The sequence below is a fragment of the Bdellovibrio sp. HCB337 genome, assembly GCF_047302465.1.
Taxonomy (GTDB): Bacteria; Bdellovibrionota; Bdellovibrionia; order Bdellovibrionales; family Bdellovibrionaceae; genus JACMRP01.
On the sequence record NZ_CP178621.1, the window covers coordinates 1,853,962 to 1,879,312 of the forward strand.

The 25,351-nt window shown below is 45.4% G+C and carries 25 protein-coding genes; 10 read left to right on the forward strand and 15 right to left on the reverse strand.

The genetic code is table 11. The features are described 5' to 3' along the window. Positions 1 to 65 precede the first annotated feature (65 nt). Complete coding sequence (locus ACLWBB_RS09035; RefSeq protein ID WP_413291302.1) at positions 66 to 683, forward strand: LON peptidase substrate-binding domain-containing protein; 618 nt, start codon at positions 66 to 68, stop codon at positions 681 to 683. Continuing rightward, positions 683 to 1,240: a DJ-1/PfpI family protein gene (locus ACLWBB_RS09040; RefSeq protein WP_413291303.1), complete on the forward strand. Its 558-nt coding sequence runs from the start codon at positions 683 to 685 to the stop codon at positions 1,238 to 1,240. The genes ACLWBB_RS09035 and ACLWBB_RS09040 overlap by 1 nt, the downstream gene beginning before the upstream one ends. 4 nt (positions 1,241 to 1,244) lie before the next feature. Here the strand turns inward: ACLWBB_RS09040 and ACLWBB_RS09045 are convergent, their stop codons facing one another. Then, positions 1,245 to 2,174 carry a COX15/CtaA family protein gene (locus tag ACLWBB_RS09045; protein ID WP_413291304.1) on the reverse strand — a complete coding sequence of 310 codons (930 nt, stop codon included), beginning with the start codon at positions 2,172 to 2,174 and terminating at the stop codon, positions 1,245 to 1,247. 200 nt (positions 2,175 to 2,374) lie between these two features. Between ACLWBB_RS09045 and ACLWBB_RS09050 the strand changes: the two genes are divergently transcribed. Next, positions 2,375 to 5,047, forward strand: coding sequence for a response regulator (locus tag ACLWBB_RS09050; protein ID WP_413291305.1), 2,673 nt, complete (start codon positions 2,375 to 2,377; stop codon positions 5,045 to 5,047). On the opposite strand, the gene ACLWBB_RS09055 is transcribed toward ACLWBB_RS09050, so the two are convergent. Beyond that, a complete protein-coding gene (locus ACLWBB_RS09055) occupies positions 4,968 to 6,374 on the reverse strand; it encodes an ABC1 kinase family protein (RefSeq protein ID WP_413291307.1) in 1,407 nt (468 codons plus the stop codon). The two genes, ACLWBB_RS09050 and ACLWBB_RS09055, sit on opposite strands and share 80 nt — an antisense overlap. A gap of 68 nt (positions 6,375 to 6,442) precedes the next feature. On the opposite strand from ACLWBB_RS09055, the gene ACLWBB_RS09060 reads away from it, so the two are divergent. Together ACLWBB_RS09060 and ACLWBB_RS09065 are read left to right on the forward strand one after the other, a co-directional pair. After that, the gene (locus ACLWBB_RS09060; RefSeq protein ID WP_413291308.1) at positions 6,443 to 7,747 is read left to right on the forward strand and encodes a cryptochrome/photolyase family protein; all 1,305 of its coding nucleotides are present in this window, start codon (positions 6,443 to 6,445) and stop codon (positions 7,745 to 7,747) included. Between the two features lie 8 nt (positions 7,748 to 7,755). After that, a complete protein-coding gene (locus ACLWBB_RS09065; RefSeq protein ID WP_413291309.1) occupies positions 7,756 to 9,162 on the forward strand; it encodes a TIGR01777 family oxidoreductase in 1,407 nt (468 codons plus the stop codon). Here the strand turns inward: ACLWBB_RS09065 and gloB are convergent. Together gloB and ACLWBB_RS09075 are read right to left on the reverse strand one after the other, a co-directional pair. Continuing rightward, positions 9,159 to 9,881, reverse strand: a complete 723-nt coding sequence (gene gloB, locus ACLWBB_RS09070; RefSeq protein WP_413291310.1) for a hydroxyacylglutathione hydrolase — start codon at positions 9,879 to 9,881, stop codon at positions 9,159 to 9,161. The genes ACLWBB_RS09065 and gloB overlap by 4 nt on opposite strands. Then, entirely contained in the window at positions 9,850 to 10,653 is an 804-nt protein-coding gene (locus ACLWBB_RS09075; RefSeq protein ID WP_413291311.1) for an ATP-grasp domain-containing protein, read from the reverse strand. Before ACLWBB_RS09075 ends, gloB begins: the two co-directional genes overlap by 32 nt. A 44-nt stretch (positions 10,654 to 10,697) precedes the next feature. Between ACLWBB_RS09075 and ACLWBB_RS09080 the strand changes: the two genes are divergently transcribed. Together ACLWBB_RS09080 and ACLWBB_RS09085 are read left to right on the forward strand one after the other, a co-directional pair. Further along, positions 10,698 to 11,159, forward strand: a complete 462-nt coding sequence (locus ACLWBB_RS09080; RefSeq protein WP_413291312.1) for a bacterioferritin-associated ferredoxin — start codon at positions 10,698 to 10,700, stop codon at positions 11,157 to 11,159. A gap of 98 nt (positions 11,160 to 11,257) precedes the next feature. Next, complete coding sequence (locus tag ACLWBB_RS09085) at positions 11,258 to 11,776, forward strand: hypothetical protein (protein WP_413291313.1); 519 nt, start codon at positions 11,258 to 11,260, stop codon at positions 11,774 to 11,776. A gap of 3 nt (positions 11,777 to 11,779) precedes the next feature. Here ACLWBB_RS09085 and ACLWBB_RS09090 read toward each other — a convergent pair whose 3' ends face one another. The 3 genes from ACLWBB_RS09090 to ACLWBB_RS09100 are packed head-to-tail and all read right to left on the reverse strand — an operon-like array spanning position 11,780 to position 13,624. Further along, on the reverse strand, positions 11,780 to 12,373 hold the full coding sequence (locus ACLWBB_RS09090) for a pyroglutamyl-peptidase I (protein WP_413291314.1): 594 nt from the start codon (positions 12,371 to 12,373) through the stop codon (positions 11,780 to 11,782). Continuing rightward, complete coding sequence (locus ACLWBB_RS09095; RefSeq protein WP_413291315.1) at positions 12,370 to 12,639, reverse strand: (2Fe-2S)-binding protein; 270 nt, start codon at positions 12,637 to 12,639, stop codon at positions 12,370 to 12,372. Before ACLWBB_RS09095 ends, ACLWBB_RS09090 begins: the two co-directional genes overlap by 4 nt. A gap of 10 nt (positions 12,640 to 12,649) precedes the next feature. After that, positions 12,650 to 13,624, reverse strand: coding sequence for a DHH family phosphoesterase (locus tag ACLWBB_RS09100; protein ID WP_413291596.1), 975 nt, complete (start codon positions 13,622 to 13,624; stop codon positions 12,650 to 12,652). Between the two features lie 180 nt (positions 13,625 to 13,804). On the opposite strand from ACLWBB_RS09100, the gene greA reads away from it, so the two are divergent. From greA to ACLWBB_RS09115, 3 genes are read left to right on the forward strand one after another with little or no spacing between them, the layout of a single operon-like run. Beyond that, the gene (gene greA, locus ACLWBB_RS09105; protein ID WP_413291316.1) at positions 13,805 to 14,281 is read left to right on the forward strand and encodes a transcription elongation factor GreA; all 477 of its coding nucleotides are present in this window, start codon (positions 13,805 to 13,807) and stop codon (positions 14,279 to 14,281) included. A gap of 49 nt (positions 14,282 to 14,330) precedes the next feature. After that, complete coding sequence (locus tag ACLWBB_RS09110) at positions 14,331 to 16,322, forward strand: hypothetical protein (RefSeq protein WP_413291317.1); 1,992 nt, start codon at positions 14,331 to 14,333, stop codon at positions 16,320 to 16,322. Continuing rightward, on the forward strand, positions 16,322 to 17,026 hold the full coding sequence (locus ACLWBB_RS09115; protein WP_413291318.1) for a glycerophosphodiester phosphodiesterase: 705 nt from the start codon (positions 16,322 to 16,324) through the stop codon (positions 17,024 to 17,026). The genes ACLWBB_RS09110 and ACLWBB_RS09115 overlap by 1 nt, the downstream gene beginning before the upstream one ends. A 56-nt stretch (positions 17,027 to 17,082) precedes the next feature. Here ACLWBB_RS09115 and ACLWBB_RS09120 read toward each other — a convergent pair whose 3' ends face one another. The 8 genes from ACLWBB_RS09120 to sohB form a co-directional block, all read right to left on the reverse strand. Next, a complete protein-coding gene (locus tag ACLWBB_RS09120) occupies positions 17,083 to 17,337 on the reverse strand; it encodes a twin-arginine translocase TatA/TatE family subunit (protein WP_413291319.1) in 255 nt (84 codons plus the stop codon). Between the two features lie 74 nt (positions 17,338 to 17,411). Continuing rightward, the gene (locus ACLWBB_RS09125; protein WP_413291320.1) at positions 17,412 to 17,975 is read right to left on the reverse strand and encodes a hypothetical protein; all 564 of its coding nucleotides are present in this window, start codon (positions 17,973 to 17,975) and stop codon (positions 17,412 to 17,414) included. A gap of 124 nt (positions 17,976 to 18,099) precedes the next feature. After that, positions 18,100 to 19,308 carry an ABC transporter permease gene (locus tag ACLWBB_RS09130; protein WP_413291597.1) on the reverse strand — a complete coding sequence of 403 codons (1,209 nt, stop codon included), beginning with the start codon at positions 19,306 to 19,308 and terminating at the stop codon, positions 18,100 to 18,102. Between the two features lie 17 nt (positions 19,309 to 19,325). After that, positions 19,326 to 20,297 (reverse strand): ABC transporter permease, encoded by a 972-nt coding sequence (locus tag ACLWBB_RS09135; RefSeq protein WP_413291321.1) that lies wholly within the window; start codon positions 20,295 to 20,297, stop codon positions 19,326 to 19,328. Between the two features lie 20 nt (positions 20,298 to 20,317). Further along, positions 20,318 to 22,075 carry a peptide ABC transporter substrate-binding protein gene (locus ACLWBB_RS09140; RefSeq protein WP_413291322.1) on the reverse strand — a complete coding sequence of 586 codons (1,758 nt, stop codon included), beginning with the start codon at positions 22,073 to 22,075 and terminating at the stop codon, positions 20,318 to 20,320. Then, complete coding sequence (locus ACLWBB_RS09145; protein WP_413291323.1) at positions 22,072 to 23,076, reverse strand: ABC transporter ATP-binding protein; 1,005 nt, start codon at positions 23,074 to 23,076, stop codon at positions 22,072 to 22,074. The genes ACLWBB_RS09140 and ACLWBB_RS09145 overlap by 4 nt, the downstream gene beginning before the upstream one ends. An 11-nt stretch (positions 23,077 to 23,087) precedes the next feature. After that, on the reverse strand, positions 23,088 to 24,053 hold the full coding sequence (locus ACLWBB_RS09150) for an ABC transporter ATP-binding protein (protein WP_413291324.1): 966 nt from the start codon (positions 24,051 to 24,053) through the stop codon (positions 23,088 to 23,090). A gap of 140 nt (positions 24,054 to 24,193) precedes the next feature. Then, positions 24,194 to 25,213 carry a protease SohB gene (gene sohB, locus ACLWBB_RS09155; RefSeq protein WP_413291325.1) on the reverse strand — a complete coding sequence of 340 codons (1,020 nt, stop codon included), beginning with the start codon at positions 25,211 to 25,213 and terminating at the stop codon, positions 24,194 to 24,196. Positions 25,214 to 25,351: the final 138 nt, after the last annotated feature.

The following is a 25,351-nucleotide window of genomic DNA, read 5'->3' on the forward strand; positions in this document are numbered from 1 at the left end:
TTCACCTAGCTTTTGATGGCTGTCCTTCCTATAATTGATGTTCTATCTTTGAGCGGGGCTTTGTCATGGAAGTTTTTTTGTTTCCTCTTGTAAATGTGAGTCTTTTCCCGAAGACCACCAAACCTTTGAACATTTTCGAGCCTCGCTATTTGGAAATGGTCAAAGTAGCGGCTGAAAAGAAAATGCCTATTGCTATTGGTTTTATTGAGGACGCCTCACAAGTGGCGCCGGTGAAGCCGGGTGATAATGTGAATTATGTGCGTACCTTGGCGGGGTATGGGTATCCACAAATTGTTGAAGAGCGTTTGAACGGGACCCTGCTTGTGTTCTTGCAAGGTGCCGGCAAAGTGCGTTTAGGAAAAGTTTTAGAGCGCGGAACTCCCTACTTGGTCGTTGAGGCTGAAAAGGTAGAAGAAGTTACGCAAGTGGCTCCTGAAAACAAGGCGGCTATGGATCATTTGATGAAGATCTTGACCCGTTGGATCCATACCCACATTCCGGATCAGCAGCAGCAAGACATTTTCATGAAGAGCTTGGTTGGTCCTGAGGAAATCGTGGGCGCGTTCGCATCGTATTTGATCCGCGACTACGATTTGCAGCAAATGACTCTTGAACTCAGCGACATTAACGAAAAAATCAAATTCCTACATCGCTTGACCGAGTCCAACGAGCTAACGACTTAATGAATATTGGCATCATAGTTTTTGATGATTTTACAGATTTAGATTTTTACCTGCCCTGGGATCTTCTAAATAGAGTTCGACTATTAAAATTAAAAGACAATTGGAACGTTGAGATTTTATGTGACTCTTCAGATATAAAATCAGCCTCGGGTCTAAGTCTTAGGCCGACAAAGCCGTATAGTTTTGCTTCAAAATGCGATGCAGTTTTATTCTGCAGCGGAAGTGAAACAAGGCGCCTTGTAAATGACAAATCATTTCTAGATAAGTTTCAGCTGGACGAGAAAAAACAATATATAGCCGCGATCGATTCTGGAGCTTTGATTTTAGGCGCTTTAGGGCTTTTAAAAGGTAAACGCGCCACGACCTATCCGACGGCAGCTGAGGCTCTCAAAAGATTCGGTGTCAATGTGGTTGAAAAAGCCTTTGTCAGCGAAGGTAACATCGCAACCGGCGCACGCTGTCTGAGTGGCGATAAACTCGCCTTATGGATGATTGAAAAGCTGACCGATAAAGATGTGGCTCAAAAAGTATTCGAAACCGTAAAGCCACTCGAATAGCTCCTTACTTCAATGCAAGCTTCTTCAGTGAGTACCAGCGTAATAGTGTGATCCAAATCACGTGGGCAATGAGTAAATGTGCCACCTTCATCCAGATTGGTGCCAGGCTGAAGAGTGTAATGTAGCCGAAGACCACACCGATCACAAAGATCATTGTTACTTGTAGAGTGGCCTTCTTTACGATCTCGTTTTGTTCCACTTGGGATCTTAACCAGAAGTAGAGTGCAAGGCTGCCGCCGATGAGTGTCGCTAGGATTGGATGCGAGATTCTCAGGCGCAATAAATAATGGGCGTCTGGGGCAAAGTCTTGGGTGATGCCTTCAAAAAGTGACGTCGATGGGAATAGCGTCGTCGATAGGGATGCAAAAGCGCCAGTTACTGCAATTACAACAAATAGAATTAAAAAACTAACCGCCCATTTTGGCATCGGCACTTTTTCTTTACTGTTAGCAGCGTTTTTCAAAAGATTTGGTAGATCGCTTGAATACAAAACGACCAACGCGACACTGCCGCTCAAGAGCAATGAATTCACTTGATGTAAACCCATCACGAAAAGTCTGAACGGAGAGTCGTTGCTGCCTACCAAGCCGAACAACACCAACTTCGCGCCCAAGAGTGCTTCTGTAATCGTGAAAATCAAGGTTGCCAAGATCGCTTTGCGGACGGGTTCTTGTTTTTCGTAAAGCTTTCGTCCGATCCAGAACAAGTAAATAACCAAAAGGCCAAACAAACCAGAGGTAAGGCGGTGACTGAATTCCACCCAGGTTTTTTTATGTTCAGCTTCTGGAATAATTTTGCCGTTACAAAGAGGCCAAGTATCGCCACAGCCATCGCCCGAGTGAGAAATGCGTACCCACGCGCCCCAGAGAATCACAAGAAGTGTGTAGATCAAAAGAAACTGGGCAAAGCGATGAAGTGCAGACTTTGTTTTCATACACATGGGCTTATCATCGGCCCCCTAGAGGGTCAATCTTTGTGCTCGACAAAAAAGCCACCAAAAGGTGCAGAAAAAACCATCCTTTTTTCGTCACAAATAGAGGATTTTACCTCTGAAAATAAGAGCTTAGAGAAATAATTTGGAACTTTGATTCTCTGCCTATACAAGGAAGATTGCACTGCAAGGAGCTGCTGATTTTGGCTAAACAGATTCTCTTAGATCACACATTGAAAATCAAAGACCGTATTTTTAACAAATACCTGTGGGGCTTCTATACCCTGACAGTACTCCTATTGGGAGTTTTGCTTTTTGCATCCATTTGGTTTGTGCGCTCTCAGTTGAAAAAAGGCGCTTATGCGCAAACACACTCTCTGGCTTTGGCGTTGGATGAGACCAATCGCCGCCAGCTAGAGATCATGACCATTCCCTTAGAGTTTGTTGCCGGTGAACTCGGTGAGAAGGGCGGGCTAGAGAAACACTCGCAAACCGAGATAAATGCGCTTCTTCATGAGGCAAAAAAGCTCATGGAAAGTACAAATATTCGCAACGTCTTTATTTTAGATCAGGATGGAAGGCTGCGAGCTTCAACAGCGCCACCTTCTCATCACTCTTTGTGGGAGTCTTATCGAAAAAGAGCCGGTTCCGAGTTTGATTATCTTAAGACGCAAAAAAATTATACCATTTTGACTTTGAATGTTTCACTCGTAGATAAAAAAAGAATTTTGGTTTTGAATAAAACTCTACGCGATAAAGACGGACGTTTTGTCGGTGTTATCGCAGTCAGCAGAGCGATGGAAGATTTTGAGGCTTTTTATAAAACCTTGGATCTTCCGGCGGGAGTCAATTTCACGATCTTCCGCGACGATGGGCAAATCATTTACCGCTATCCGGCTGACGCTGTTGATGTTCAGTCAGAAAAGGTCGCTTTTTCAGGGCTTGTACGTATGGGTTCAGAGGGCGCGATTGAGGGAAAAAGCCGGCTCGATGGCAGAGAGAAGATCGGGTATTACAAATTTGCAAGCCCCTATGGAGCCATGACATATGTTGGTTACACCAAAGAGGCTATCTTCTCGGGCTGGAAAACCGTGAGCTTTTTGGTGGTCGCGGTGTTTGGTATCTTCATGGGGGCCTTGGTCTTTTTGGTGAACATGGTCCGACGTCGTCAGGCGTCTTTAAGTCAGGCATTGAACGAGCATCACCGTCGTGAAGACTTGATCCGCCGAATCCAGCAAAAAACCGAAACTCTGACCGGTCATGATTTCTTGCGCGAGTTAGGACTTCAAATCGCAAAAGTCTTCGAAGTTAAGAATGTTGCCATCGGTGTTTTATTGCCAGAGCACGCGAACTCGGTCCGCTTTGTCGTGAACTGGGTGGATGGAGCGTTTGGTACCGACTATATCTATGACCTTCGCAATACGCCGTTTGATAATTTAAAGCCCGGCGAATTTTTCGTTTATCCAAAATCAGTGAGTAAGATTTTTACTCAAGATCCGTTATTGAGTTATCGCAATATTGAGTCTTGTATGGGAATGGTTTTACAAGACTCGGAGCAAAGACCTATCGGCATTTTGATGGTCTACAGTGAAGACGAAATGCTGGACTTGGCGTTGAAGCGCACAGTCTTGTCTGTCTTTGCAGCGCGTGCCGGAGCAGAACTCGAGCGTATTCATACTGATGAAATTCGCAAAGAGGTTGAGCGTCTACGCAAACAAATTGAAGAACGCTCGTCACAGTCTGAAAAACTGGAGGCGATCGGTACTTTGGCTGAAGGAATTGCCCACGATTTTAATAATATTTTAGCAATTATATTAGCTACTACTGAAAAGCTGATGAGTATTCATAAGGCCTCGACTCCGGATCAGCATTATTTGGACTCCATCAAGCGGGCTTGTCATAGAGCTCGTCACTTAGTTGCACAAATTCTGATTTTCAGCCGCCGAGAGGATTCAACGATGGTGCCGGTGCAAATTAAAAGCATCTTCCCTGAAATATTGGATTTTTTAAGATCGACGTTGCCTGCGCAAATTCGTCTGAGTTTGGATTTGGGAGACTGCGGAGATTTAAGCATCAACGCTGATTTGAATCAAATCCAGCAAGCGTTGATGAACCTGTGCGTGAACGCAGCACGCGCCATCGGTATCAATGGCGGAGAGATTCGTCTGAGTCTGCGTAAGGCCCAAATTAAAGACAGTCCTTATGTGAAATGGAGTTTACACTATAGCGGCGAAGAAATGGCCCGTGATGAAATTGAAAAAATCTTTGACCCTTTCTATGCGCAAAATATCGGTATGGTGGTCGTCCAAAGAATCGTGACAAATCACCAAGGTTTTATCGAAGTAAAAAGCGCCAGCGGACAGGGAACCGATTTCGATATTTTCTTACCGGTGGTAAGTTCTGGCGTTGTCGAAGAGGTCAAGACAACGCCATTCAATTTTAAGTCTGCTCAGAAGGTTATGATTGTGGATGACGAGCCTGAAATTGGTCTTCTCATTAAAGAGCTATTAGAGATCGAAGGCTTGCAAGTAGAAACCTTTGTTGACCCCATTAAAGCCATGAAGGTGTTTACAGAGCTGCAAAGTCAGTACTTCTTAATCATTTCAGATCTTTCGATGCCGGGCATGTCTGGTGTCGAGTTTACGCGTAAGGTGCGAGAAATGAACAAGCATATTCCGCTTGTTCTGTGGTCTGGTTATCATCAGTTTTTAGATGAAGAGCTGCTAGAGCTCAACGTGAAAGTGCTGAGTAAACCCGTCGATGTACAAAAGCTTTTGACCCTGATTAACTCAGAACTTAGTCAATTGAGTGCTCAAGATATTTCAAAAGAAGATCGCGCCCCCGGCAACGAGCCCGAAGCACCGAAAGAAAAATAAAGACTCCGCCACTTTTGCGATCCAAAAATAAAATTTCCCGGGGCGGCGTTCGCCACGAAAATTTGCGAAGAACGTTAAGGATCTTCTTCGTGAGTCTCTGAGGCAAATCGGTATTTTTCCAATCGTAGTTGCCTTGATGATCCATCACGCCGGGTGGCAGTCGAGGATCGTCAGGAGTTAGGAACGGCTCTACAAACTCAAAGCAGAATTCTTCAAAAAGAGCTTTCAATTCCGCTTCATCTTGTGGATCTAAGAATTTCAATTTCTGGGCCGCATGGCGAAGAGCTTTTTCGTCGGCATTAAGCGCGGCCTCTAGCATTTGTCGATAAGTGCTCATAAAGGCCGGTGAGTACTCGCGAGTCGCGCCGAAATCATAGAGCACGATTTGATCATGGCCATTTTTGTGAAGGCGAATGCAGTAGTTGCCGATATGAGGATCTGTTTGCACAAGCTGCCACAAAAAGAGTTCTGTAAAGTAAAGATCCAAATAGTTCAGAGCAATCTTGTTTCGTCTTTCCAGAGATAAATCTTGAACCTCGCGACTGTCGACGCGATAGCCTTCCTCATAAGAGGTCGCTAAGATATGACGATTGGAAAATTCTGGGTAAACTTTAGGCACAACATAACGATTGTCGCCTTTCATTTTATCAAAGAAATCCTGAGTGAGTTTTGCTTCCAAGGTATAGTCTGTCTCTTGGACAAGCATTTCATGGATCTCATGAAAAATAGGATCTAAGTTTAAATCCTTTGGAACCAGTTTCATCATTCCTAAAATTGTTTTTAAAGATCTTAGGTCACTTTCAATGGCCTTATCTACGTTTGGATACTGAATTTTTAAAACAATTTCTTCACCCGTAGCTTTGATACGAGCGCGATGCACTTGCCCCAATGAGGCGCAAGACAAGGCGTCGTGTTCAATCTCTAGTTGACTAAGTTGATCCGTTGAAAGGTTTTTTTTAAGGACCGGCTCGATCGCAGACCATTTCAAAGCCGGGGAGTCCGCTTGCAGGCTTTTTAAAAATGCGTTGGCTTCAGGAGGTAAAAAGTGTTCTCCGTACATCGAGAGCATTTGTCCGGCCTTCATCAGGCTGCCTTTGAGTTCCCCAAGCTCGTTAGTAACGACTTGAGCTTGGTTTTTCACAAAGCTTTTCCAGGAGTCTGTTTTTTCTTCTTTGGAGGAAAAGCTGTTCTTAATATTGTGGGACGCAAGGCTTGCGCCTGCATTGAGAGTGATTTTAGCTAAAGAAAGGCTGCGAGAAAAAACGGAAGATTTGATCTTGTCTATCTGCTTATTCTGCTTGGGCCCCGGTTTTTTGTCATTAGACATAGCATTTACCCATGATTTATCTTACGTTAAGCTTTATTAGATTTTAAACACAAATGTGAAGTAGAGAGATGAATTTTTTCTGGTTTCGAAGAGATTTGAGAATAGACGACAACGCAGGGCTGTATCACGCTTTGCGTGAAGGTGGCTCTGTGTTGCCAGTCTTCATTTTTGATACAGATATCCTGGATAAACTCGAAGACAAAGACGACCGACGAGTTCAATTTATTTACGAGACATTAACAGAGTTAAAATCGGAGCTTCGAAGGTTGGGCACGGACCTTTTGGTTTTTCATGGACGCCCATTGGAAGTTTGGAAAAAGCTTTTGGCAACGCATTCGCCCCAAGGTGTTTACACCAATCATGACTATGAGCCCTATGCTATCAAGCGGGATGCGGCAGTTGAGAAGCTTTGTAAATCTCTGGGGGTCGGTTTTCACTCTTACAAAGATCAGGTGATTTTTGAAAAGGACGAAATCGTCACAGAAGCTCGTAAGCCTTACACGGTCTATACTCCCTATAAGAAAAAATGGCAGGCGGGGCTTTCGGATTTTTATCTTCAGTCTTATCCGAACTCGCGCTACTTCAAGAATTTCGCAAAGGTGAAAAAGCAAGAGACCATGCCTTCTTTGCAGAAAATCGGGTTTAAACATACGGACTTTGATTTTCCACCGCTTAAACTTGAGGCAAAGTTACTAAAGAACTATGACAAGACTCGCGATTTTCCTGCGCTAGAAAAAGGCACTAGTCATTTGGGCATTCACTTGCGCTTTGGCACTGTCAGTATTCGAGAACTTGCTCGCGAGGCCGTGAAGTTTTCTCCGGTGTGGTTGAGCGAGTTGGCATGGAGAGAGTTCTTCATGCAGATTCTGTATCACTTCCCAAAAGTAGAAAAACAAAGTTTTCGTCCCGAGTACGAGAATGTTTCATGGCGTAACAGTAAAGCTGATTTTGAGCGCTGGTGTGAAGGTATGACGGGCTATCCTTTGGTGGATGCGGGAATGCGTGAACTTAATGAGACAGGTTACATGCACAATCGTGTCCGTATGGTGACGGCGAGTTTCTTAACCAAACACTTACTGCTCCATTGGTACGATGGAGAGCGCTATTTTGCTCGTAAGCTTCTCGATTTTGAACTTGCGTCCAACAATGGCAACTGGCAGTGGTCCGCAGGGACAGGATGTGATGCTGCTCCATATTTCCGAATCTTCAATCCTCAAACGCAGCTCGAGAGATTTGATAAAAAAGGAGACTATATTCGGAAATGGATTCCAGAACTAGGGACTTCCCGGTATCCTAAACCTATCGTAGACCATGTCTTTGCGAGGCAGAGGGCACTGAAGGCCTTTCAATCTGCTTTAAAGCCTATGGAGTAGGGGGCTTTATGAAAGTACTTATCACCGGAGCCACGGGACTTATTGGAAGAGAGTTAGGAAAAGCTCTTGTCCAAAGAGGTAATGAAGTCTTTGTGATCAGTCGTGATGCGGAAAAAGCGCAAGTGCAGTTGCCATTTCCCTGCAAAATTATTCAAGGCAATTTGAGTGAGGGCCCCATCAAAAACACATCAAGTCTTCGCTTGGTGGATGTTGTTGTTAATCTCGCAGGCGAGAGTATTGGCAAAGGGCGATGGAACGAAAGCAAAAAACGCCGCATTTACGAGTCCCGAGTATTGGGAACGCGCCATCTTATCGAGAGTCTACCGGTAGCTCCCAAAATTTTTATTAATGCCTCGGCAATTGGTTATTATGGTTCTCAGGGGGACAAAGAGCTCGCAGAGGAAAGCGCTGCAGGTGATGATTTCTTAGCCCAGGTTTGTCAGGACTGGGAGGAAGAGCTTTTAGCATTATCCTATGGAGATTCTCTAACAGCGACTCGGGTAGCAGTGCTGCGCACGGGAATGGTATTAGCCCCGCAAGGGGGAGCGATGGATAAGCTCTTTCCGCTTTTCCGGCGAAATATGGGCGGAGTTCTTGGCAATGGCAAGCAGTGGATGAGCTGGATTCATATCCAAGATGTTATTGGTTTGATCCTGCATGCTTTAGAAAGAAGTTCTGTGCGTGGGCCAATAAATCTTGTATCTCCTCAGCCCGTGAGCAATGAAGAATTCACAGAAACACTCGCATCGGTTTTAGGAGTAAAGCTGGCGCCTCGGGTCCCAGCTTTTGTGTTATGGGGATCACTTGGCGAGATGGCAGCTTTGGTTTTGGCTTCTCAAAAGGTTATTCCACAGAACGCTTTGCAATCGGGATATAAGTTTAAATTTCCAGAGCTGCGCAAAGCTCTTGAAGATGTAAGTCCGCCGGATAAAGAAGAACACTTCGTGAGCGAGCAGTATTTGCCTTGGCCCCCGGAAAGAGTTTTTCCGTTCTTTAGCCATGCAGGAAACGTCGCTAAAATAACTCCGCCATCATTAGATTTTGAATTTTCAGGCGGACCGGCTGAGCAGTTGCAAAAAGGCAGCAAGGTCAGTTATCAATTGAAATATCATGGCGTCCCTGTGAAATGGAAAACGCGCATCGATAATTGGAATCCACCACATCATTTTACGGATACGCAAACTGAGGGCCCATTTAAAATTTGGGTTCACAGTCATGAGTTTCGGCCATTTGCAAATGGCACCCTGGTTATTGATCGTGTCCGTTACAGTCTCCCTCTTGGAACTTTTGGAAATTTCCTAGGCGGCGCTATGGTGTATAGGGAAATTGAAAAAGTATTTCACTACAGGCAAACCGCAATCATGAGAAATCTAGAGCGTGACTTAGGGATTGCCGGTCACGATCTGCATCTTTAGTAAGAATTTCTCTCTTCGCGCAGAGTGATGAACTCGGTCTCGTTGTTAACTTTCAAAAATGGATTTAGCGCCAACTCTTGTTTGAGCTGAAATGGCACCGTTGGTTCATTGTTTTGGCGAAGGCTACGAACCTGTTCTGCGAAACTTTGCAGCTCCTGATCTTGAGGGAATTTTTTTTGGCAAAACCCAAGATTCAATTCTGTATATTCGTGAGTGCAATAGACCCAAGTTTCTGGTGGCAGATTTTTGATTTTTAAAAGGCTGCGATAGTGATCCTCGATGCTTCCGTCAAAGATACGGCCGCAGCCCATGCTAAAGAGAACATCACCACTAAAGAGCCAATTCTGTTTTTCTTCCCAGTACCCTATATGACCGTAGGTGTGGCCAGAGAGATCCAAAGTTTTGAAATTAAACCCTGCTTCGCGAACAGCATCGCCGTCACTCAGGTATTGATCGGCAAAATCGATGGATTTTTGCTCTTTCTCGGGCGCGTAAATTCTAACATCAAACGATTTTTTTAATTCTTGAACGCCACCGATATGATCCCAGTGGTGATGAGTTAAAAGAATTGCGCGGGGTCTAAGTTGCTCTTTCAAAATCAGATTTTTTACTGGGGCTGCTTGGCCAGGGTCGACAATCACGCACTCTTTGGTTTTTAAATTAGCAGCAACGAAGACGTAATTGTCTTTAAGAATGGGAATTAAGAAAACTTTCAGCATAAACAACGATTTCCTCGGCGATATTCTTATGAGAGCATTTTTCAATACCTTCGAGCCCAGGGCAAGGATTGACTTCAAGAATTAGTGGACCCCTATGAGATCTGACAAGGTCCACGCCGGCATAGTCCAGTTGTAATTTTCGAACGGCTTGAATGCAGAGCTGTTCTTCCTCGGCCGTCAAAGAGACAGGATGGGCAATTCCACCCAATGACAGATTTGAGCGAAACTCTGTCCGAGGATCTGCGGCGACCCGTTCCATGGCGGCGGCTACTTTGTCACCAATGATAAAGACGCGAATGTCGTGTCCTTGGCTTTCGCTGATGAACTCCTGGAAAAGCAATTCACGCCCTTGAAGTTTGTAAAGGCAGTTTTGCAGTTCTTCCTGGCTGCGGCAGAGGAAAACACCTTCGCCTTGGCTAGAAAGACAGTCTTTTACAATGACTGGAAAACAATCCGGAGTTTCAAAGGCCCGTGGTTGAGGAATGTCAGCGAGAACTTGGGCGCTGATTTTTTTATGCCGTGCTTGGTGGAAGTTAGCAGCGGTATTTAGAGTCTTTTTCGGGGAAAGTTTTTTCTCGAGTTGGCGCAGGTTTGTGAGTGATTCCTCATAGCGAAAACCGCCAAGACGGGGGATCAGAATGTCGACGGAATGTCCCTCGCAGAGGCTTTCTGGATTCTCTATAGCCACGTGATGTCCGCGGCCTTGGATCGCCTGGACCAAGCGCTGGGTGGAGTAGAGATTTGATAGACGACTCAAGATAAGAAAATTCATTCCTAGCCTTTAACTTCAAAGGGATTTGTCTAGAATATACCAATATGTCAACCGCAGGTGAAAATAGAAAATTCAGTGTTGGACTCGAAGGTCGTGACCGTATCGAAGTCAATTTGGAGGGTTCAGCTCCAAAGGTGCAATTTCGTGGGTGCACGGAGCTTATGGGGCTTATGCAAAGCATGCGTAAGAGCTTTGGGGTTGATATTCAGCAGTGGCCGGTACCAAATGGTTCAAGCCATTCCGAAATTTTGTTGCGTGAATTGATTTTAAAGCTGCGTGGTGAGTGGAATTATCCATACAAAGAGGCTGAAGTCTGCCATTGTAGAGGAGTTTCCTGTCACACCATCGATCAAGCTATTGTTGCCGGTGCTCACACGACGACAATCGTGAGTCGCCAAACCAATGCAAGTACGAACTGCGGGACCTGCCGTCCAACAGTGCAAAAGATGATCGAATACCGCTTAGAAGGCGGAACCGCTACGGCTGCCGATAAAAAAAGCGCCTAAGTCTTAGACGCTCTTTGTGATCTTTACCAGGTCCGTGGGCCCCCTCTAGAGAGAACCTAAAAAATCACGTAAAATCCGCCTTTTACAGGAGTGATTTTATGTTTTCCACAAAGTCTTCATTCGTCCTTATCGTGGTGATGGGTTTGGCTGTATCTGCCTGCAATACCAATCGTGGCGCTTTGACCCCTGAAGAAAAGGCCCGCCTGGAAGAACAAAAGGTTCTGCCGACATATGTGAGTCTTCCTAAAGGAACTTACACTGTGACAGCAACATGTGCGGACTCAACCAAAACAGAAAAGCTCAAAGATCTTCATTGGACGGTTAAGATTAAAGACGGTGGAAACTATCTTGAAAGTCAGCAAAACTTCGATGCGCGTTGTGAAGATGCTTGCTCGAGTGCAGAAGTTGGGTCTGTAAACGTGAACGAGCTTCAAGCGACCTTCACCGCAAAAAAGAAACTGAATCTTGAAGAGAATATTTTCGAAGATATCACGACACCAATTAAAAAAATCTATTTTATATCAAACTACGACCCAAGCGCTGGTTTGCTTGAGTTGATCGACAATACTACTTTGAATGTTTGCCAGGGAAAAATGATCCTTAAACTTCGCAAATAAGCGCTACATGCCGTGCATGAGATTCAGAAGCTCGTGCACGACTTGCTTTTGCGTGTGCCCATCCAAAGAAGTCTCAGAGCCCGCAGCCTGTTCTGGCAAAAGCGGAAGATGTACAAAAATATTAGGAACATTCGAAGTTTTTAATTCGTGAGCGACTTGAAAGTACAAATGATTGCAGACATAGGCGCCTGCGGAAAATGAAGTCTCGGTAGGGCCTAGGTCATTCAGAAGCGTCAGCCAGCTCGATGGAAAGAAATCAACAATATAGGAATCAGGGGCATCCCTTAAGATGCGTTTTCCAGACGGAGTCAGGCCGTCGTTGTCTGGATTTTTACTCTCCATCCAATTTAAAGCGACACGCTCTAAATTGACGCCCTTTCTGCCGGCGGCTTGCCCAAGCATTACGACGGCCTTGTAAGGACCGCGATTTTGCCAATGTTTTTTAAACTCGGGAAACGTGTTTTGAAAACTGACCGGCAGTAACAAAGGCTCGATATCATCGCGCTCTTTTTGCAAGTTCCGCAATAAGACTTCTGAGCAGTTTTGAGAGTGATTCAAGAAGGGTTTAAACGCCGTCACCAAAATTTTTGAATTCATGATGGATCCTCTTTTTTCGGTGGAATCTCTTTCCCGGTCATGTCTTCGACAATTTTTTCAGGGAACTCGCCGGTCTTTAAATAATGTTCTAACAGTGGCTTGAGTTTGCGACGGCAAGAGCCCCCGCAAGGACCAACGCCAGCAGTAGTGGCATCAAAGATTTTGTTGAGAGTGTCGCAGGCTCCGTTTTTAATGGCGTCTTCAATAACGTCGCGAGGAACGTTATTACAGCGGCAAATAATTTCGGAGCGGACTTTTTTTCGCATATTTTTTTGACTAGGCAATTTGTGAAATCTTCTTCGTCAAATCTTTAACAATTTTATCTTTTAAGTCTACGTAAATTCCTTTAACGAAGGCTCCGGCTGCGTGCGTATGACCGCCACCGCCAAGACTTTCAGCAATCGAAGAGACCTCAAGCTTGCCTTTACTGCGAAGACTCAACTTGTATTCGTTTTCTGCGTCCTCGCGGAAAATCACCGCGGCCTCAAGGCTTTCGATGTTCATGATCATATCGATGACATCGCGGGCCTCATCCGGCTCGAGATTATGAGCCAGAAGATCCGCATCACGCAGGCGCAGCACCGCAAGCTGGCCATGACAGAAGTACTCGATTTGCCCAAGGGCTTTAGCAAGAAACGCCATCTTCTGTACGGTCTGATTGCCAAAGAGAGCCCTGTGGACCTCTTGCGGATCAATTGGATATTGCAGAAGTTCGGCCGCAATCAAATGCGATTTTGGTGAGTTGCGAATGTAACGATAAAGCTGTGTATCGAAGGTGATGCTCGTGTAAAGCGCACGCGCGATATTGGCATCAAGCTCAATCCCCAAGGCTTTGATAATGTCATAGGCAAGCTCGCCGGTAGAGGCGGCCGTCACATCGATATAAGATTCTGCGGAAGGTTGTGGACCGTTTTGCAGAAGCGGGTGGTGGTCGATGAAAACGATTTGAGCGACGCTTTTTTTGAGGCCCGAAAAGAGAGGCTCTAAAAGACGTTCGTCATTAGTGTCGAAGACCAAACAAAGATCTGCTGTCAGATCCATCACTGGGTTGTTTTGAAAAAGAGAAATAACCTTGTCTGATCCTAAGAAGCGGTATTTGCGAGGGGTGCTGTCGACATTGACAATGCGGACATCTTTTTTGATCTTTTTGAGCGCGTAATAAAGCGCCAATTCGGCGCCAAGGCCGTCCCCATCGCACTGGCGATGTGTAGAGAGAATGATTTTCTGAGACTTTTTAATGAGTTCAGTCACCGTTGTCAAAATTCACCCAGCCTTTAAACAAGCTTTATTTTAATGGCAATTGTCCCCCCTTGGGTACCCGGTCCAGATCAGAACTAGACAGCTTAGCCTGCTGCGCAGCAATATTTTCTTGCCGTTTCTGTTTAATTTGAGTAGAACCTTGGCTCCTGTTTTCTAAAAGGAGTTGAATTCATGGCTGATACACTTCCAATGACCGTACGTGGTAAAGCTCTACTTGATGCTGAACTTAAAAAGTTGATGCTTGAGGACCGTCCAGAGGTTATCCGTGACATTGAAGAGGCCCGTGCTCATGGTGATCTCAGTGAAAACTCTCAGTATGATGCTGCTAAAGAACGTCAGGGTATGATCGAAGGTCGTATTGCTGAAATTCAAGGCAAATTGGCGGGCGCCGAAGTTATCAATCCAGCTGAAATCAAATCAGACCGTGTGGTTTTTGGGGCTTACGTCACAGTCGTGGACCAAGAAACCGAAGAAGAGTCTACTTACCAAATCGTTGGCGTGGACGAAGCTGATGTAAAAAAAGGCATGATTTCTATTCTTTCTCCGCTAGCTCGCGCTTTGATCGGTAAAAAGGTCGGGGATGCTGCTGTAGTACAAAGTCCTAAGGGCGATAAAGACTACGAGATCCTGGCTTTCGAATTTAAATAAATTGTGAATTCTCATTGTCGGCCCCCGGAAGCTTCGTCAAAATGAAGTGATGATGGGGCCTCAATCACGCACACCTCGATATTCAAATGATGATAAAAATCTGATCGCTGAACAGCCTGGTCGCTTGGTTCTTTTTAGCGGCGTTTTGTTGGCAGTCACTTTGGGATTGATTGCTCGTGGACTGACGTCACCGAATAAAGTGAAGTCCATGATCGAAAGCGCTGCTGCTCGTATTCACAAAGACATCCGTGTTGATTTTGAAGGCGCGCAGATGAGCCTAGCGAACGGAATTATGCCTCGTTTTGCTGTGGTTATTACCCAAGTCAAAATGGAATCTGAAAACGAGTGCTGGATGAAGCCGCGTTTGACAGCGGACGAGATTCGTTTGCCATTGTCTTTCTGGGCCCTCTTGCAAGGCCAAAATCCGATCACTCAAGTAGAAGCCGGTCAAGTCGCTATCGATTTGCGAAGCGCCTATAAGAACTGCGAAGAAAATCCCAAAGATCAAAAAAGTGAAGCGCCTAAAATTAAGCAATTCGTAACTTTGAAGCAGGCGCCGGGTTCTGGACATAAAACGACGCCTCCTCCGCAAGTAAATGCGATCCTTGTCGACCGCCTGAAAATTTCAGCACCCAACTTAACAGAAGCTGTCGACCTCAATGCGTTTGCTGTGCGTTTGAAATCGCATGCACCGCGCGTGGTAGAAGTGACAGCGAAAACTCATTTGATGAAAGACGATCAAGTGGGGGATTATCTTTCGCATGCAACGGTGTGGGGCGAATATAGCGAATTCCCGCGTAATACTTTGCAAGCTAGAATTTCGGGCAACTGGCGTGAAGGCAGTTATCACGTCAAAGCCAGCTATGACATGAAGTCCGAGAATCTGCTCTCAGAGCTTGATTTAAAACACGTACCGCTTAGTCAGGCTACGCAGATTCTTAAAAAATTCCAATGGCTCAAAGACGATGTGAATGCTCGTCAAATTTGGGTATCCTTGAATGCGCAGGCCGAGATTACTAAATCCAATTTCAAAACGGCGCAGATGCAGCTAAAAGATTTGCGTTTGGAAGGGGACTTAGGAGATCTGACGATTAATGAAGCGCGTGTGGTTTCTTTTGACCCGGTAAAATACTTCCCATTCACAATTGATTTACGTCGCGTCAGTCTGGAAAAGCTTTTAGGTCTGATGAATAAATCCCATCCAAGCCCGATCTTGGGACAACTCGGAACTTTCACTGGAAGTGCGCAAATCACGGATGCCAACAATGTAGAGATCAAAGGCGTACAAAAAGGCCTTGAGTTTATTTTCTCGAATAAAGGCCAACGCGAACTTCAAGCATTGAGTGAAATTGCCACCAACATGAAGCTTGAGAAAGATCGTTGGAATATTCAGATCTCGCGTTTTGTTCCAGAGCAAGGGACCTTTGACGGCGCCCTTCAGGTGATGGCCGATAAGGAATTTAAAAATCTGGAAGTCAAAGCAAAGGCCAACGAGATTCGTTTGGCGCCGAATGTTGTGCGTCTGATGACAGGCGGGGGCGAGTTCGGTGCGTTTAGCGGCGACCTGGCAATGAAGTTTGCAGAAGGTCAGATGAGTTACATTCGCGGGCATCTTAACTCTGAATCGTTCAATATTGAAGGTGTTGAAGTGTCCAAGGCTAAGCTCAATATCGATTATTCCGGAGGAGAAGCTCACGCTCAGACTCAGGTGCAAAAGATGGCTGTCAATGTGGGGTCGCCTGCATTTCAAATTCTTAAAGACCTTATCGAGCCTGACTGGATGATCGACAATCGCCTGCAGATGAAAAGTCTGAATGCTCAATTCAACGCTAAGAGTTTCAAAATTTTAAACTGGAAGAACTTCTCGGCCCAGCTTGATAAGGGCGGTCGTTTGCTCTCGGATGGAGAGTGGAACGAAAACGGAATTCTTTCGGGACAAGTTCAGGCGCAAGCGGGCAAAGTTAATCACAAATGGTTGATCAGCGGTCAACGTGACGAACCTATTTTCACTTTGGTTGATGCGGCAAAGAAGAAAAAGTAATGATGTTAAAAGAAAAGAAGTTTCAAACACATCGCGGATTTTGGGTCGAGGGGATTATGGAAAATACCCTTGAGTCCCTTGTGGCAGCAAAAAAACGAGGTAGCACAATGGTGGAATTTGATGTCCGCCTGACACGCGACTATGTGCCCGTGCTTTATCACGATAAAACTCTGAAACGTCTGCATAAAGCCCCTGTCGAGATGCAAGCACTGACGCTTGCACAGGCAAAAACTTTTGCTCCGAACCTGACAACGCTTGAGCAGGTATTGGCTTCGAAAGCGGTGCCAGATTTTTTGAATATCGAACTTAAGACGGATGCGCCTGTAGATCCCGCACTTGAAATCAAAGTTTCGCAACTGATTCACAAGTACAAAGCGGAAGAGCGTGTCGTACTATCAAGTTTTAATCCTTTTAGTTTGATTCGTTCAAAGACCTTTATGCCTGAAGTGGCAAGAGCTCTTTTAGTGAGCGAAGACAAGGATCCTAAGAACTACTGGTTCTTGAAACAAATGAGTTTATTACCGCTGACAGACTCGCAATTTTTGCATTGGTCTGAACACATGACGACCAAAGAACGCGTCGATAAGTTCATGGATATTGGTTATCAGATTGCGTGTTACACCGTGAACGATCCTCACCGTGCCCAGGAGCTTCTAGGGTGGGGAGTCCATAGTATTATTTCCGATCATTTGCTGACGGCATAAAAAAACGGGAGCTTTTGGAGCTCCCGTTATAAAATTCAAATTCTAAGAATCAAATCTTAAGACTTTTTTTGAGTCTCAGGAGTTTCAACTTTCTGAGAGTTCATGCCTTGAGTTTGGTTTTGGCTGATTTGTTCGCTTTTTGGGTTGTCGTGAACATCTTTTGCGTCCACGTCGATTTCACTCAAACCTTGTTTGAAACCGCGAATAGCTTTACCCAAGGATTGACCCAATTGTGGCAAACGGCTTGGTCCGAAAAAGATCAAAAAGATCACAGCCAATAGTAGAAGATGCGTTAGGCTAAACTCACCCATTAAAGACCTCCAAAAAGTACTTGAAAGTCTATTTTATATGATGTGGGTGGGTTTTTGTCACCTAATTATGGATTTTAATATACCTGGTCGCCAGATGTCGCTGAGCTCACATCACTTGAAGCTGGAGCTGGAACCAATTCGATTTTAAGGTCGCTATTGGCGTCATTTTGAGATGGTTCGCTCTCAACACCCGGAGTTGTTGAGTCTGGAACAACCACCGCTTTGTCCTCTTGGACCTCTTGAATAGCAGGGGCTGGGTTCTTTACTTCTTTACGAGTTGGTAGGGTCTTAGCAATGCCTTTAGTTGCTTTAGGGGTCGAGCCTGTTGAAGCAGAAGCTGCAGGCTTAGAGCTAGGCTTTGTTGCAGGTGTTGCAGAGCCAGTGAGGCCTTTTCCACCGATCTTTTTCAGCTCAAGATCATACTTTGCTTTAAGTTCTGTCAGTTGTTTTTGATAGTCCTTACGGATCTGATCAATTTGCGTATTGCGGGCATCCGTTACACAATAGCTGTAAGTTTGAGCTGCGATTTCTTTGGCCTTCGCGCGGCAAGTAAGCTCCATCGAAGACTGTTGAGCATGAGCGCTCATTGCAAAGAAAGTCAGAGAGAAAAATGTGATGTTATTTAATAATGCGTTCATAGACACCTCACGTGCCTTGAATGCTTACAAAAGATATGCCGCCAATACGGGGCCTGAGGGACCCTATATCGCATATAGGGCCTTTTGGGGTTTACCTTTTTTCAGGATTGTCGACAAATTGCTGTTAGCGACGGATGGCTTTCGGGTCCATGGCATCTTGCAAGCCATCACCCAAATAGTTGAAGCTGATCACAGTCAAAAGGATCATGACACCCGGAATGATGGCCAAGAACGGAGCCTGGTAAATCAATTCCTGTGCATTAAAGAGCATATTTCCCCAGCTTGGAGTTGGCGGTTGGATACCCAAGCCCAAGAAGCTAAGTGCTGCTTCAAACAAGATAGATTCGCCAACACCCAAAGTAATAGACACTAACATTGGTGCAATGACGTTCGGGAACATATGTCTGATGATAATAGTGACATCCGTTGCACCCAACGTGCGAGCCGCCAAAATGAATTCGCGCTCACGTAATGACAAAATGCTTCCGCGCACTAGACGAGCGACCGTCATCCACGAGAACAAGCACAGAATAATGATCATCTTAAGGATGCTCTCGTTCTGAGCGCCCACTAGCGAGTTCAGGACTGGTACCTTTTGCATGTCGATAGCTGCGATAACGATCATCACTGGAAGAAGTGGCAATGAAATCAGCGCATCTGTTACACGCATTAATAATGTATCAACCGCGCCGCCATAGAAGCCAGCAAGGCTTCCAATCAAAAGACCAACAAGTGCTGATACCAAAGCAACCAAGACCCCCACGCTCATTGAAATGCGCGTGCCGTAGATCAAACGGATAAAGACATCACGGCCTAGTTCGTCGGTGCCGAATAAGTGATAGCTTTCAAAAGTTTTAAAAGTTTTTTGCAACTCTAAGGACTCGGCAGTGCCAACTTGCTGAAGAATTTGAACGGCGTCTTTGGCCTCTTTAGCTGTGAGTTCGTACAAAGCGTCGCCTGGAACCGTTGTTGTAACTAAGGACTTTTCAATCAAAGATTTTTGCAGAGCTTCGGCCACTTCCGGCTTCGTGGTGATAAATTTCTCGATGGTGGTTTCGCGGACATCGCGACCAGCGATCGTGTGACTCATCGGAGGAAGGTAGCGGTTGAACACGTTCTGTGCGTCTGGATCAAGACCGGTGACGGCTTCAATCAAGGGTGCAGAAAGGGCTAAGGTCACAAAGATGCAAATGATAATAGCACCAACCACCGCCATTTTATGTTCCATAAATTGGCTAAGTACGATCTTCCACATTGGCAGAGCTTGCTCTAGCTTTTTGCGGTTCTCGGCAGTCGTGGTGCTTACGGTGATTTCTTCGGTCATGGTATCCATCGTTTCCACAGTTGCTCCTATGTGTAGCTAATACGTGGATCAGCCACGCCGTAGAGCAAGTCTGCTACGAGGTTCATAATAAGTACCATGGCAACGGAAATGATAAAGCTCACCATGGCAACGTTAAAGTCGTTACCCACGATAGAGTCGTAAGTGAGTTTACCCACGCCTTGATAAGCAAAAACAGTTTCGGTGATGATCGCACCAGAGAATACGGAAGAAATGCTCAACGCCAAGATAGTGATCAGCGGAATCAAAGCATTTCTGAAAGCATGGCGCCAGATGATCAATTGTCTTGGCAAACCTTTGGCTTTCGCTGTGCGAATGAAGTCATAACGAAGAGCTTCGAGCATCGATGAGCGTGTGAAGCGTACGAAGCGACCAATTTGTTGTAAGCTCAAAGACAAAACAGGAAGGACCAAGTATTTAGAGCGGTCTAAAAGCTCCGCGAAAAATCCTTGATCAGGAGCGCCTACGGTTTGCGTGCCCCCCGCGGGGAAGAGCGGAATCCAAACGGCGAAAATAATAATACAAACGATCCCCAACCAGAAGGAAGGAATCGAAATCCCGGCAAAAGAGAAGAAGTTCACTATATAGTCGGCCTTGCTGCCAGGTCTGAGGGCCGAGAAAACCCCAAGAGGAATTGCCACCAGCAAAGAGAAACTTAATGCCGCCATAGAAAGAATAAATGTACTGGTCAAACGAGGACCGATGAGTTCAGTCACAGGTACACGATAAGTACGGCTGTAGCCGAGTTCACCTTTCAAGATGTCAGAGACCCAATGTCCGTAACGAACATAAGAGGGTTGATCCAAACCATAAAGTGATCTTAAGCGGGTAACGTCGGCCGCCGTAATTTTAGGATTCGACGAGATCATCAAATCCACAGGGTCCCCCGGCATCAAAGTCATTAAATAGAAACACACATAGGATAGGATCACTATCACTATGCAAGTTTGAATAAGACGCCGAAGGATATATGTGGTCACAGTCTCGTTCTCCTAAAGTATTAGTTCAAAGTAGAGCCGCTGAAATCCCATTTTTCAACGTCGTTTGTTTCAGCAAACTGATGTCCTGTAGGACGATAGTTTTTCAAAGCTTTCGGAGCAACGCTGACGTCAGAACGGTAGTAAAGTGGGATTACTGGAACGTCTTCTGTGTAGTGCTTCATGATTTGATGAGCAAGCTCAGTGCGTTTTTTAGCATCGAACTCAACATCCAAGTCTTCCATCAACTTGTCGTTAGCTTTGTTTGACCAAGCCATATTGTTCTGACCAGACCAACCGTTCTTTTCGTTCGGGATAGAACTTGTGTGGAAAGTTGAACGTGGGTTGTTTTCCGGAGAAGAAACCCAAGCGTACATCGCCATTGCGCCGTACTTACGTTTCTTCGTAGTTTCGCCAAAGAATACGCGAGCAGGTTCGTTCTTAGTGATGATTTCAACGCCCAATTGCTTATATTGGTCTTGAAGGTAAACTTGTACCAACTCACGAGTTTTATTTCCAGCAGTTGTCATGAACTGAAGAGACAATTTCTTGCCATCTTTTGTGCGGTAACCGTCAGCGCCCATTTTCCAACCAGCTTCATCCAAAAGTTTTCCAGCTTCACGCTTAGAGTATGGATAAAGAGTGATTTTCGTAGGGTCGTTAGTGAACCAAGGGTCTTTTGGTGAAATGCTGTGAATAGCAGCATCTTGTTTGCCTTCGAAAAGAGCTTTCATCAAGTCTTCGCGGTTAAGGCCAGTCACCAAAGCTTTACGAACTTTAACATCTTTCAAGATTGGGTTTTCCAAGTTGAGGTCGATATGTTCGTAAGTGATAGATGGAGTGAAAGTTACCACGTATGGCAAGTTTTCAGCTTTTACTTTTTTATCAAGATTCAAAGCTTCGTCGAAAGCAATACCCAAGGTCGCAATCATGTCGATCGTGCCAGAACGTAGATTGGCTTCCATCGTTCCTGTGTTCGGGATCAACTTCACGATGATCTTTTGGATTTTCGGAGCTGCGCCGTAGAAGCTTGGGTTTGGAGTGAAAGACACGTGATCGCCCAACTTCACTTCAGAAATCACGTAAGGACCGTTGTAAAGACCCTTCATAGTTGGATTCTTAGTGTAGTTTGAGTTCTTCTCGTAGCCTTCTTTTTCTTTCGCGTACTTGTTGTACACAGGCTCTTCGATGTGCTTAGGAAGAGGGTAGAATTGAGCTAGAGCGTAGAAATCCCATTTTGCCTTTTCATAAGTGAAAGTACATTTTTTAGGATTTGCTGGATCTGCTTCGATCTTTTCAACTTGAGTGAAGGTCTCTTTTTCGCCGACAGAAACTGTTGGAGAAGCAGCCACTTTCAATGCAAACGCGAAGTCACCACAAGTGATTGGAGTGTCATCGTTCCATTTAGCATTGTCTAGGATTTCCCAAGTCGCGATAATTTTCTTTTTACCGCCAACTTCAACGATTTTCGCTTGGCCGTTTTCCAATGAAGGAATGCTTTTTGCCAATTGTGGGAACCATTTGCCTTCAGCATCCATACTTACCAAAGTACGGCCAACCATTCTGTACATGTAAGAAGTCGCAGACATGGTCATGATGAGTGGATTCATGTTTTCGAATTCTTGACTGATACCGATTTTAAGTTCGGCATTTTGAGCAGCATTACCAGCAGCAGCGGTTGTATCCGTGGTGCCTGTCGTGGTGCCTTCTTTTTTTGTACAGTTGGTCATCATGGCTACTGTTAGAACAGCCATCAGACCTGCTGATAAAAGTTGTTTCATAGAGACTCCTTCTTGGAAGTATCGTTGATGTTTTGATTTTTATCTAAAAGCCAGCATGAAGTTTGGTGGTCGCTACCTTTCAAGACAGGACGCTCTTTCGAGCAAATATCCATCTTGTAAACGCAGCGCGGGTGGAAGTGGCAGCCAGAAGGTGGATTGATCGGGCTTGGCACGTCTCCACTGAGAGAGCGTTTCATTTGTTTTTTACCTTCACCCACATGCGGGATCGCTCCAAGGAGAGCTTGCGTGTAAGGGTGTTGAGGATTTTTGAAAAGCTCATCGCGAGTAGCGACTTCAACAATTTTACCCAAGTACATAACTGCAACGCGATCACAAACGTGCTCGATCACAGAAAGGTCATGGGAAATGAAAATATAAGTCAGTTTCAAACGCTCTTGCAGATCCTTCAAAAGGTTCAGAACTTGAGCTTGGATAGAAACGTCGAGCGCAGAAACGGGCTCGTCACAAATAATTAGTTCTGGTTCGAGCGCCACAGCACGAGCGATACAAATACGCTGGCGCTGACCACCCGAGAATTCGTGAGGGTAGCGATTGATGTGAGAAGCACGCAAACCCACAAGTTCCAAAAGCTGCTTCACGCGGACTTCGGCTTCTTTAGGGCCCAAAGCTTTATGGATCTGGAATGGCTGAGCAATGATCTGACCGATCGTCATGCGCGGATCTAGAGCCGCATAAGGATCTTGGAAAATCATTTGGATGTTTTTACGTTTTTGACGAAGTTCTTGACCGGAAAGTTTTAAGAAATCTTTGCCGTCAAAATTGATGTCACCCGCGGTCGGTTCGTAAAGACGAATTAAAGTACGACCCAAAGTCGATTTACCGCAGCCCGATTCGCCAACAAGACCTAAGGTTTCGCCACGACGAACAGACAAAGACACGTCATCAACGGCTTTGACTTGTCCCACTTCGCGCAAAAGAAGACCCTTTTTGATCGGGAAGTATTTTTTAATATTGCGAGCTTCGAGAAGAATTTCCTGCAAGCGTATTCTCCTTAAAGAGGGTTGAAGCAAGCCACTTCATGATCGGGCCCGATTTTTGTCATTGGTGGTTTCAAATTTAAGCACTCAGACTTCGCGCGTGGGCAACGAGTCTGGAATGGACAACCTGCTGGTAAATCCATCGGCGCAGGCACGCTGCCTTCGATAGTTCTTAGACGATTCACGCGATGGCCTAAACGAGGACGAGATTCAATCAATGCCGCCGTGTAAGGGTGGCGAGGATTTCTGAAGAGCTCATCAGTGGTCGCCATTTCGCAAGCTTGACCGCCATACATCACAAGAACGCGATCAGAAATTTCAGAGATCACACCCAGATCATGAGTGATGAACTGAACAGTCATATGTAATTTTTCTTGAAGGCTTTGGAAAAGCTCCAAGATCTGAGCTTGAATTGTTACGTCCAACGCTGTTGTCGGCTCATCGGCAATCAAAAAACTTGGATTGCAAGAAAGAGCCATCGCGATCATCGCTCTTTGTCTCATACCGCCAGAGAGTTGGTGAGGATAGCTGTGATAACGTTCCGCCGGAGAAGGGATACCAACTAGGTTTAACATTTCAATCGCGCGGTCTTTAGATTCTTTCGGACCAAGCTTCATGTGACGCATGATTTGCTCGTCCATCTGAAAGCCGATAGTCAAAACAGGATTTAGAGCTGTCATCGGTTCTTGGAAGATGATGGCCATTTCACCGCCACGCACATCTTCCATTTCTCTGTCAGAGAGTTTTAAAAGATCGCGGCCTTTCAACAACACTTCGCCGCCAGAAACTTGTCCTGGAGGTTCAATCAAGCGCATGATCGAGAACGATGTCACAGATTTACCGCAACCAGATTCACCGACGATGCCCATAGTTTGACCTTTGTGAATATCGTAAGAAACTTTATTCACGGCACGGATGGGACCCAGCTTTGATTTGAAAGTGGTTTCTAAATTCCGTACAGAAAGAACAACTTCGGACACTCAGGTCTCCTTGCGGTTAAGGATTTGTCAAAACGGGTTGACGAAAATCCATCGAGAATGAATATCGCACGCCGCCATGCAAAGTAAAGAAAGAGTTTGCGGCTTTTCTTAAAAAAATTCGGAATAGGCGACGCGAAGGGCTACACGAAGGTTTTTCGCTCGAGATCGTCGACGACTTTGAGAACCGCGCTGTACGCGGCTTTGCCCAAAACGTTCGAGAGTTTATCTGCAAGCTTTTGCTTCTTTGCGAAGCTGATTTTTAGGATCTGATTGGTGTCAGATTGGCTCAATAAATAATCATCACTGGTGCGAATTTCGTCCACCAAACCCAGGTTCTTGGCGTCTTCGCCGTACCAGTATTCACCAGTAGCAACCTTCGCAACATCAAGCTGAGGGCGGTTTTTCTGAACGAAGCTCTTAAATAAGCGGTGAGTGGCCTCAAGCTGTTCTTTGAATTTCTCTTCGCCTTTGTCGGTGATCTCACCCAACAAACTAACTGTGCGTTTAAATTCACCCGCCGTGTATTCTTTGTAATCCACGTCATGTTTTTTCAAGACGCGATGGAAGTTCGGGATCTGAGCCACAACGCCAATGGAACCCACGATCGCAAATGGAGCACACAGGATCTTGTTAGCTGTGCAAGACATCAAATAGCCACCGCTGGCCGCGACTTTGTCGACGCAAACAGTGAGAGGAATGTTCTTTTCGCGAACTCGCAAGAGCTGAGAAGCCGCAAGTCCATAGCCATGCACCACGCCGCCCGGGCTTTCGATGCGTACGACAACCTCGTCTTGTGGGGTGGCCACATTCAAAACAGCCGTGATTTCTTGACGGAGATGGTCGACAGCCGAAGCCTTGATGTCGCCGTCAAAGTCGATAACGAAGATTTTGCGAAGATGTTCTTTCTTTTGCTCTTTTTCGGTCTTTTTGGCTTTTTTACGCTCTTCTTTGAGCTCCTCTTTGGTTAAAGCCGCGTTTTTGAGGATTTTGCCAAAAAGTTTGTACTTTTTGTGAAGGAGCTCGATTTCGATTTCTGGCTTATCTTGGGCCTTTGCTGCCAGGAGGGCGATCAGAAGAAGAATGGCAGAAATGGCAAGGACAATGACTAAGGCTTTGGCGCTGAACAATCCAAACTGCATCAAGACATCCGTAAATTCCATAATTGGCCCCCTTTTGAGTCAAAAGTCCGCGTTATAATAGGGCCTGTTTAGATGAAGGTCGAGGAACTTTTTTAGTTTTTTCTAAATCCGAAAATACAGGTAAAATGGGGCATGTTTTGTAAAGTCTTGGTGGGTCTC